The organism is Thermodesulfobacteriota bacterium (genome assembly GCA_036482575.1).
GTDB lineage: Bacteria > Desulfobacterota > GWC2-55-46 > GWC2-55-46 > JAUVFY01 > JAZGJJ01.
On record JAZGJJ010000034.1, the window covers coordinates 1 to 9,817 of the forward strand.

Here is a 9,817-nt window from a genome sequence, read left to right on the forward strand (position 1 = left end):
CATAGACTACGTCATATTCGAGTTCGTCCCGACGACCGACTGGACCTTCGAGACGGCGCGGGCTTCCATAGAAAACGCGATAAAAGAACTCAAGAAGCTTGGCCTTGCCTGGTCTTTTTTGATAGATGTCAACGTCTGCCCGCCGAACGAACTCATGGAAACCAAGAGCAGGCTCGGCATGATAGAAGAGCTTATCCGATACATCGAATCCCGGGGCTGGGACGAGGGGCTTGTTACGGGGCCAACGGGGAGGCCCCTTATGTTCGTATTCTTTCCGGTGCCCGCAGATGCCATCGCACTCATTGAAAACTTTTCGGGCAAATACGAGATGAGGTTCCCTGTCTACATGCCGCACTGGGGCCGTGTAGACGAGAAAACAAACTTCACCATCCTGAACCCCTTTACCACCGAACCCGGACAGAAAGGGATAACCCTGCATGAGTACCTTACACCCATGAACTACATAAGCTTCTCCGAGACCACGGAAAAGACATCCAGCTACAACGGCTTCTGCTCGGTCATGCCCGGCTACGACGACTCGCTCTTGAACAGGAGCCCACTATTCACGCCAAAGGTCGAAAGGGAGGGGGGAGAGAACTACAGGAGGCGCTTTAAGGACGCCATCGCCCACCGGCCCGACCATATTATTATCTACGGCTGGAACGAATACTTCGAGACAACGAACATAGAGCCGACAGAGGAGTACGGCATGCTGTATGTCGATATTACGAAAGAAATGACGGCTGCCATAAAACGTTAAGGGAACGAATGCATTATGGACAATCTTTTATTCAAAAACCTTGAGCCGACAGAGGGCTTTTACGCGCCGGAGAAGGACGGGCTCGGCGCCTTTATCTGGACCGGGGGCAGGTTCGCTCTCAAGAGCCCCGGCCGGGACCGCTTCTTGCTCATAAGGGCCTGCTACTACGGCAATGACGGGAGGCTTTCGGTAAGGGCGGGGAACGGGGCCGTCAGCGAGCTCGAGCTATCATATGGGTGGAACACCTATGTCCTGGAGTTCGGGCAGGCGGAAACTCTGGAACTGGAGTTGGACAGGGTAATACCTGTCGAAGGTGACGGGCGCGCCCTCGGCCTTATGCTTAGAAGTATAGAGGCCTTCAGCGACGCGGAGAGGTTCGACAGGCTGGATACCCAGATGAAGAACAAGGCCCTTAACGAAAGGGAGTTCCTTTCGGGCAAGACCCGGCTCGAATCCTACCCGACGCGTTTACGGATCGATGTCGAGGACCGGTGCAACATGGCACCGAGATGCGTTTACTGCGACTGGGACAACCACAAGGCCGAGGAAGCGAAATCACGATTTTTTTTCACCCCCCAAAGCTTCGCCGACCTCGGCATGTTCTTTACCTGCGCGGAAGAGGTCGTAGATTGCAGCATCGGCGAGCCTTTTTTGAAAAACGATATCTTCGACATAATAGACCGCGCCCTCGGGTCGGACAAGAGCTTCGATCTGGTATCAAACGGCCTGCTACTGGATGAGGACATGCAAAAGCGCCTTTGCGGCAAGGAGATAACCCTGGCCGTATCCCTGGACGCATCCAACGAGGAGTCTTACAAAAGGCTCAGGGGAGAGGGCTTCGGTTGCGTTGTTGAAAACCTCAGGCTTTTATGCGAGCGCAAGAAGGCCCATAACGACCTGCCGGTTGTGAATGCGGCCTTTATAGCCATGAGGTCCAATATCGAGGAGTTCCCGGACTATGTAAGGCTGGTAAAAGAGATCGGCGTAGACAACGTGATGCTGAGGGCCTTGAGCGAAAACCTGGAGAGGCTGGGCCTGGGCAGCGACAACTTCAACTACGGAGAAGAACTCCTCAGTGCGGACGAGCTGTCCGAATTTGTCGTTAGGGCAGGTGAACTCGCCGGGGAAAGTGGGGTAGGCCTTATCAACGGGTGGTCTTTCGGAGACGTCGAGATGGCGGGCAGCGGTCCCCTTTGCCGAGAGCCGTGGGATTCCGTTTACCTGTTTAAAAGGGGGGTCTTGCCCTGCTGCTTTACGGTATCGCCTGTCACGCACATAAATACCACCGACGACGGGAGCCTGCATGATATCGCCCGCGAGGCTTTTAACTCGGAGGAGATGCGGGAGATAAGGACCGCACTTGCCCAACGGCGCCTCCCCGAGTGGTGCCTTAAGAACAGGGGCTGCCCGATCGTGAAAAAAATAGAGAGGAAGGAGCTTTCCCGGTAACCATCGCTTAGAGATGTCATGCTCAAGGGCAGGATTATAAAAAATAACTGGCCGCGTATCGGCCATATATTAAAGCAAATGGACGTTGATGATAAGCTCTGTCACCGGCCAAGAACCTTTTACAAACGATGAAGATATGCGTGCTGCACCGTAAAGAGGACTCATACGCGGGAGCGATAGTCGCCTCGGCCATGTGCCGCTCCTTCTCCAGCTCTCAGGTGGAAAGACGTCTTTACGGCGAGCTTCCTGGCCTGCCGGAGGGCGCCGTGCTCATAAACCCTGGCGAGCGGGAGAGGAAGCTCCTCGCCCGGCTCCTCGCCTCCGGGCGCAAGGTGGCGGTCTTCGGCAATATCGAGGGCAGCGTAAGCCGGGACCTGGGGCTTTGCTCGGGCCCTCTTTCGCAAGAGCTCAAAGCCCACGGCCAGGTGGAGATCGACCCGGCCCTGCCGTTTAACGCAACCCGACTGGCCGTCTATTACGAGGCGGACCATCCCCTCGGACAATACGCCGCGCCAAACCCGAGACACCTCACACGCTACGATTTCACGGACGAGTGGAATAACATGGGTTACGGACGTATTACCGTTGACAACGGCAACGGCCCCTGGTCGGTATGCTGCAGGGCCGAACCAAACGGCGCGTCTCCCGTGGCAAGACTGAAGACAACCGGCAACGAGCAGTTCGGACTGTACGCGGCAATGCTTGACACGCCCTCGGCTTCGGCCCTCTGGTACAACCGGCAGGTCGGCCCGGTGGACAGCCTGGAGTGGCATGTGGTGGAGGCGTTTTTCGGAGACTACCGCCATGAAGAGCTAAGCTGCTTCCCCTATCTCTCGGAGCTCCCATTCGGCTTCGAGGGCGGGGCAACCATGAGGCTCGACTGCGACCAGGCAATCTCTTCCGCCTCCCCCCTTTTCCGGTTATACTCGGACAGGGGACTGCCCTTTTCCATGGCAATTACAACGGGGCTTAAGATGAATGGAAAAGACATGGGACTATTAAGGGATGTCGCCTCGCTGGATAAAGGCGCCCTGCTCTCCCATTCGCACAACCACTACCCGGACTGGGGGGGCGACTACGAGGCCGCGCTGAACGAAGCGACCGACTCCAGGGAATGGCTCGAAAAGAACGTCCCGGGGGCGGCTCCGGTCAGGTACGCGGTCTCACCCTTCCACCAGAACCCCCACTTCGCCGTACGGGCCATGGCGGACTCCGGGTACGAGGGCTTTATCGGAGGCACCATAAAAAACGACCCGGAGTTCCTCCTTGGAAGGGCGGGGCGAGTTCCGTTCGTCGAAAAACCCATAGTATCCCACAGCCAGCAGTGCATGCTGCACGGCGACTGTTTTCACAGGCAGGGCAACTCCATCAACTCGTACAAGGAGAGCTTCCGGAATCACCTGAGGGCCGGGGCTATATTCGGTTACACGGACCACCCTCTCTCGGAGCAGTACCAATACGGATGGACGAGCGAGCGGGAAAGGATAGCCGTGCACGAAGAGCTTATAGAGTTTATAGAGTCGCACCAGGGCATATGGTGGTGCAGCACAAACGAGTGCCTGGACTTTATCGCAGCACTGAACAGAACGTCGGTATATGTGGACGAGGGCGGCGAGTTGAACTCAGAGTGCGGTCGGGCTCAAGACGGGCTGCCGCCGCTTTCTATACTATGGAAAGGGGAGTGCTTTGAGGCCAGGTAGAAAAAAAATACTTTTAGTATTCGGTACGCGGCCCGAAGCGATAAAGATGGCGCCCGTCATAAAGAAGATACGGGCTTCGTCGGGTCTGGAGAGCGTGGTCTGTGTTACCGGCCAACACCGTGAGATGCTGGATTCCGTTCTGGGCCTCTTCGGTATAACCCCCGACTATGACCTGAACATCATGAGCGACGGCCAGGACCTCTTCGATATTACCACGCGTGCCGTGGAGGGACTCAAGGGTGTGCTGGGCAGGGTGACGCCCGAAGTGGTGCTGGTTCAAGGCGACACAACGACCGCATTCGTTGCGGCCCTCTCGGCATACTATATGAAAATCCCTGTCGGCCACGTCGAAGCCGGCCTCAGGACATACGACAAATACAGTCCTTTCCCCGAGGAAAAGAACAGGCATTTACTGAGTGTCCTGGCCGATTATCATTTTGCGCCGACTGAACGGGCAAAATCCAATCTTTTAAAGGAGGGTGTCGCCGAGGAAAATATATGGGTTACGGGGAATACGGTGATAGACGCCTTGCATTATATCGTAAAGAGGAACTCTACGCCGGACAGCACGGCGAACCTGAAAAGATACTTCGATAATGAGTGGGACCTTCCGCTGATGTCCGACGGCAAAAAGCTGATTCTCGTTACGGGCCACAGGCGGGAGAATTTCGGAGAAGGGTTCAGGAATATTTGTATGGCCCTTAAGGATATCGCTGAAAAAAGAGAGGACGTTGAAATAGTTTACCCGGTACATCTAAACCCCGATGTTCAGGGGCCCGTAAAGGCTATCCTTAACAGGCAACCAAATGTCCACCTGAAAGAACCGATGGCTTACGAACAGTTCATTTACTTGATGGACAAAGCGTATCTCGTTCTAACCGATTCCGGTGGCATCCAGGAGGAGGCCCCTTCTCTGGGTAAACCGGTACTGGTCATGAGAGATAAGACCGAGAGGCCGGAAGGCGTTGAGGCCGGCACCGTTAAGCTCGTAGGCACGGGTAGAGACAGGATCGTCGCTGAAACCCTGGAATTGCTGGATAACCGGGCACTATATGCCGGGATGTCGAAGACCATTAACCCCTACGGTGACGGCAGGGCCGCCGGGAGAATATGCAAGGTCCTGGAATAAAACACATATCCCGGTTGTCTGGTTGCAAGCCCCCGCTACCGGACCGATCAGGGCAGACTGTTTGAATTACGTCAAAGCGTTGCCATTACTACAAAAAAGGGGCAGTATTGGGGAAAGTTCAGGTGCGCGGTAAGTTGAAGGGAGTATACTGATGGCGAATATAAAGGATAAAATTATTTCTTCCGGTTTGAAGCATAAAGAACTGCTAAAAAGAGTGCCTTTGATCGGTAGGGTTGCAAAACGATTCTATCGGTGGATGGTTAATATGGAAGAGTTAGAGATGTCAGCGGATATGGAAGAGTTAGAGATGTCACCGGGCACCTCTTTGGGGGCCGGTTGGCATGGCCTGGAGAATGACGGACAGGAGCCCTTTCGCTGGACTTCTGCGTGCGCAAACATAGTTCTGGATGAAGGTGCGCCGGCACCGGATTATATTGTAATAAAAGCGGCTTCGGCCCCCTTCGAGGGGAAGAGGTATCTGACGGTAGGGAACGCTACCATGGAAATCTGGCCTGACTGGCGATACTATATTTTCCCTCTCGGTAAAGCCGGCAGACCCGAAGGACTGAAGATCGTCTCGTCCCCTCCTCTAAGCGTTGGAGGGGACCACAGGGAATTAGGTGTAATGGTAAAGAGTATTACCTCGACAACAAGCAACAAGCTCGCTTCCGCACCGCACGAATACCAATCCCTCCGCGTCGAGCAACTTTTTTTGCAGAACGACCTGAAGGTCGTGTGGCTCGCCTCTTATCCGCGTTCGGGCAATACGTGGTCAAGGTTTCTGCTGACGAACCTCCTTTTCAAGCGGGTCGAGAAGAGCGCGGAAGTTCCTCTTTATATACCCGATATAGCTGTTCCGGATGAGATCGAAAAGGCTTTGCGCTTTGGGGACGGAATCTTCGAGGGGCCCGACGGCCAAAGGCATATAATCATGAAATCACACTTTCCATACAGTGAAAGGATAGCTTTAGGCGGGCTTACCGCGGGGGCCGTATATCTTATCAGAAACCCCCTGGACGTTGTCGTCTCTAACGCAAAGTATGACGTGCTGGCCAGCAATTCTAGCGCGTTCAGGAAGATCTTTGGCGAAAACGTTACGGCGGAGCAGTTTTATGAGGATACCGTCGAATCCATGGTCATATACGGACAGAGCAAGTTACTGGCATTCTCCGGGTTTGGGACATGGCAGGGGCATGTCTCGAGCTGGCTCGAACTCGCCCGGCTCCGCAACCGGTTCCCCGTAATCGAGGTCAAGTATGAGCTGCTGAAAGAGGATACCCGTTCGCAGCTGGCCGCCATTTTGAAGTTGCTGGGGTTGTCCGTAAGCAGGGAGAGGATAGAAGAAGCTATTGAATTGTCGTCCCTGTCCAGGATGAAGGAAATGCAGGAAAGAGAGATTAAAGAGCGTATCCCGGGGGCATTCTATACCGCTGCAAGGGAGGAGAGTCTTTCCAGGGGCATGCGGTTTATAAACAAGGGGATGGTCGGAACGGGAGGGAAGGAGCTGACACCCGATCAAAGAGAAAGGGCTATCATGCTTTTTTCAAACGTCATGCGCAAGTTCGGATATTTGGATTGATCGAAAAAGGAAGCCCCTGTGCTTACAGAAAAAGAGCTCAAGAAAGCCTTACTTGGTACTCCGGAAATCCCTCCTCCCACGCTTCAAGAAACTAAACGTATCCGGACGGTTATAGGGGTAAAATAAGTTTTTAATCCTGCCCTTGCACTGGTGTCCCCGCTAAGATTCGATGTAGGCGGAGGTGACCTCCGAGGGGCTTCCGTCCATCTTAACCCCGCGGTCGTCTATCCACAGTACCCGGTCGCATATCTTTTCGAGCTCGGTCATGCTATGGGAGACGAACACCATCGTAACGCCCTTTTCCTTGAGGCTCAGCATCTTGTCGACGCATTTTTTCTGGAACTCCTTGTCCCCTACCGCCAGCACCTCGTCCATTAAGAGTATCTCGGGCTCCAGGCTGACCACTACGGAGAAGCCGAGCCTTGTGAGCATGCCGCTTGAGTAGGTCCTTATCGGCTGATCTATGTATTCTCCTATGCCGGAGAACTCCACTATCTCGTCGCGTCTCTCCGCGACGTACTTTCTCGTATGGCCGAGCAGCACGCCGTTAAGCAGGATGTTTCCCGCCCGGTCAGTTCCGGGTGAAACCCGCCCCCGAGCTCCAGGACGGGCAGCACCCGGCCCCTTACTGTGATATTGCCGGCCGAGGGTTTAAGCACGCCCGCTATGAGCCCGAGGGTCGTGCTCTTGCCGGAGCCGTTTTTTCCTATGATACCGACCGCCTCCCCCCTGTCGATTGTAAAGGAGATCTCCTTCAAGGCCTCGAACCTCGAGGCCTTGAAGGCGCTTACCGTGTGGGAGAGCTTGAGGATCAACGTCTTGAGCTTGTTGATATGGTGGTAGCTCTTGCTTACCCTGTCGAATGCTATCGCGGACTCCGTCACAGCGCCTCCGCGAACTTCCAGGAAAGTTTTTTGAAAACAGCGTAGCCGATCATAAAGGCGCCGAAGGCGTAAACGGCGCTCAGCGTTATGAACACCGGGTCCAGCGTACCTTCCATGAAAAGACTCCTCCAGCTTATTATAACGGGCGTTACGGGATTTATATACAGCAAGAACTTGACGGTTCACGCAGCGGCGACCCCGGCAAGCCTCGTATTTATCGAGCGTATTGGCAAAAGCTGTTTCGCCTTTCTGCTTGAGAGTGGGTTGAGCCTGCTTTCGACTTCGCCCATCTCAACCAACAGACGAACGTCCTTCAACACCCTGCTGTAATCCCGGCGTGTCCTCTTGGCAAGGTCATAGACGCTTATCCCCGGATTGCAGACGATTGTCTTCAAGACCTCGCGGCGCTTCCTGGGAAGATGCGCTGTCTCGGGGTTTACGGGGTACTGGGAGTCCCCTGCAGCCATAACGCCCCAGATAGCGTCCCATGCGTCGAGGACTACCTTCTCAAGCGCCGAACCGGTTGAAAACCCCTTCCTCACCTCAGGCCAGATGGATATGAACTTCTCCGTGCCTATCTCTTTAAGGAGCCAGTCCATCGGCAGGTGGAGAAATGCCTGGACAAAAACCCGCATGTGTCCCTGCGGGCCTCTGCGGACAATCCCACGCCACTTCCTGTAAGTCAGACGACCGCTCCAAAATGCCGCCCTGAGAATCATGGCTCTCTCTGTCATCTGAGTACTCCGTCGAAGTAACGTTTGATATCGAACAGCTTGACCCCCGCATACATCTCAGCCTTTTCAAGCATTTCGAACTCATCCATCAGCTCCTTCCAGCGAATTTTTCTGAACCCGCTTATGAGCAATGCCTCCGGCACGGCGGCCCCATGCTCGTTGATCTCCCTCACGAACTCCATGAGCGGCTTAATCTCACTGCTTAAGACGTAAAGATCGAACAGGTCCCTTGCGGTCTGTCTTGCCCCCGCATGCACCGTTCGCCCCGTTGAGGAGGCTCTGCCCTCTCCGGAACCGGTGATGGTCCGAAGCTTACGGTGGTAAAGGCCCTCGACGGTCTCGGTGCGTATGCCATGGGTGGTCTTCACGGGGAACATGTCCGCGTATATATCCTCGACAATACTGACCCTGAGCGGCTCGCCTTGAACGTCGGCCGTTCCATGAAGCTGAGTTGCGAACATCGGGTCATTGACAATCTCGACCATCTTTAGCGGCACTCCCGTGCCGGAAAGTCTGCGCTGGATCACGAGGGGGTCGAACCGGGCATTTACGAAGAAGTCCAGGTCATAGGAAGCCCTGTGTTGCAGATAGCATCTGGCAAGGGCGGTCCCCCCGACAAGGACAACTCGCGCGCCGGGAAAGATGCTTCCTTCATTGTCGAATATCTTCTTGAGGACTTTATCCTGCCGCTTGTATAAGCGTTCAAATGTCATATATGACATTATAGTCAATAAAGTGGATAAGTCAAGATAATTTGTCGGCCTCTCGGGAAACCGGGCGCTCAGCGTCAGGGCTGCTATATTAGGGGTTATCTGCGACGGGGTTACGGTTAAAACCATTGACTCTCCAAAAAAGCCCATTGTATGGAAATAGCCGGAACCCCTAGAATTTGTCAGATTTACAGGCTTGCCGGAGTCAGCGGTTGGTGTGGACGCCAAAAAGCCCGCCAATAGCGGGCTTTTTGCGGGATGCGTGTCGGAGTCAATGTATTGGGGAATACTGGCGGAGGGTGAGGGACTCGAACCCCCATGGGCGTTAACCCGGCAGTTTTCAAGACTGCTGCCTTACCAATTAGGCTAACCCTCCCCAACCTTTTTATAAAAAGGTTGGACCAAAAATTTTTAGCGTACGGTCCAACCCTTTTCTCTCTACTATACGCCTTTGGCCGACGAAGACCCCTAGGGGAAACCGTGGGTCCGCTGACCCTTTTATAAAAAGTTTCCCCCAGACCCCTTTCAAAAATTTTCAGTTCTTCCCACGGTGCGCCCCCCTTAAAAGGGAGGCGCACCGTGGGAACTAAAAACTTGCGCCGGGGATTTAAAAAAACGCTCTACAAAAACTCTCCCTAAAACTTACTCCTATTTCGTTATCTTATCAAGTCCTCCCATATACGGCCTGAGTGCTTCGGGGATAGTAACGCTCCCGTCGGGTTGCTGGAAATTTTCGAGTATCGCCACGAGCGTCCTCCCGACGGCAAGGCCCGAGCCGTTAAGCGTGTGCACGAAGCGCGGCTTGCCACCCTTCGACTTATACCTTATCCCCGCCCTCCGGGCCTGGAAATCCTCGAAGTTCGAACACGACG

8 protein-coding genes, 1 tRNA gene and 1 pseudogene are annotated in these 9,817 nt (G+C 54.5%); 5 read left to right on the top strand and 5 right to left on the bottom strand.

Annotated elements, in window-relative coordinates; all coding sequences use genetic code 11:
* From V3W31_01425 to V3W31_01445, 5 genes are all read left to right on the top strand, one after another.
* Window positions 1-760 (top strand): hypothetical protein (locus V3W31_01425; protein ID MEE9613599.1); only part of this gene is annotated, 760 nt, incomplete at its 5' end.
* Between the two features lie 15 nt (window positions 761-775).
* On the top strand, window positions 776-2,209 hold the full coding sequence (locus tag V3W31_01430) for a radical SAM/SPASM domain-containing protein (GenBank protein MEE9613600.1): 1,434 nt from the start codon (window positions 776-778) through the stop codon (window positions 2,207-2,209).
* Between the two features lie 128 nt (window positions 2,210-2,337).
* Window positions 2,338-3,909: a hypothetical protein gene (locus V3W31_01435; GenBank protein ID MEE9613601.1), complete on the top strand. Its 1,572-nt coding sequence runs from the start codon at window positions 2,338-2,340 to the stop codon at window positions 3,907-3,909.
* On the top strand, window positions 3,896-5,038 hold the full coding sequence (wecB, locus tag V3W31_01440; GenBank protein ID MEE9613602.1) for a UDP-N-acetylglucosamine 2-epimerase (non-hydrolyzing): 1,143 nt from the start codon (window positions 3,896-3,898) through the stop codon (window positions 5,036-5,038). The genes V3W31_01435 and wecB overlap by 14 nt, the downstream gene beginning before the upstream one ends.
* A gap of 151 nt (window positions 5,039-5,189) precedes the next feature.
* Window positions 5,190-6,617, top strand: a complete 1,428-nt coding sequence (locus V3W31_01445; GenBank protein MEE9613603.1) for a sulfotransferase domain-containing protein — start codon at window positions 5,190-5,192, stop codon at window positions 6,615-6,617.
* 159 nt (window positions 6,618-6,776) lie between these two features.
* On the opposite strand, the pseudogene V3W31_01450 reads toward V3W31_01445, so the two are convergent.
* From V3W31_01450 to V3W31_01470, 5 genes and pseudogenes are all read right to left on the bottom strand, one after another.
* Window positions 6,777-7,486: pseudogene (locus V3W31_01450) on the bottom strand (ABC transporter ATP-binding protein).
* A 197-nt stretch (window positions 7,487-7,683) separates the two neighbouring features.
* The gene (locus tag V3W31_01455) at window positions 7,684-8,235 is read right to left on the bottom strand and encodes a hypothetical protein (protein ID MEE9613604.1); all 552 of its coding nucleotides are present in this window, start codon (window positions 8,233-8,235) and stop codon (window positions 7,684-7,686) included.
* On the bottom strand, window positions 8,232-9,074 hold the full coding sequence (locus V3W31_01460; protein MEE9613605.1) for a nucleotidyl transferase AbiEii/AbiGii toxin family protein: 843 nt from the start codon (window positions 9,072-9,074) through the stop codon (window positions 8,232-8,234). The genes V3W31_01455 and V3W31_01460 overlap by 4 nt, the downstream gene beginning before the upstream one ends.
* 161 nt (window positions 9,075-9,235) lie before the next feature.
* Window positions 9,236-9,321 (bottom strand) — tRNA-Ser (locus V3W31_01465).
* Between the two features lie 272 nt (window positions 9,322-9,593).
* On the bottom strand, window positions 9,594-9,817 hold a 224-nt coding region (locus V3W31_01470; GenBank protein MEE9613606.1), incomplete at its 5' end, for an aminoacyl--tRNA ligase-related protein.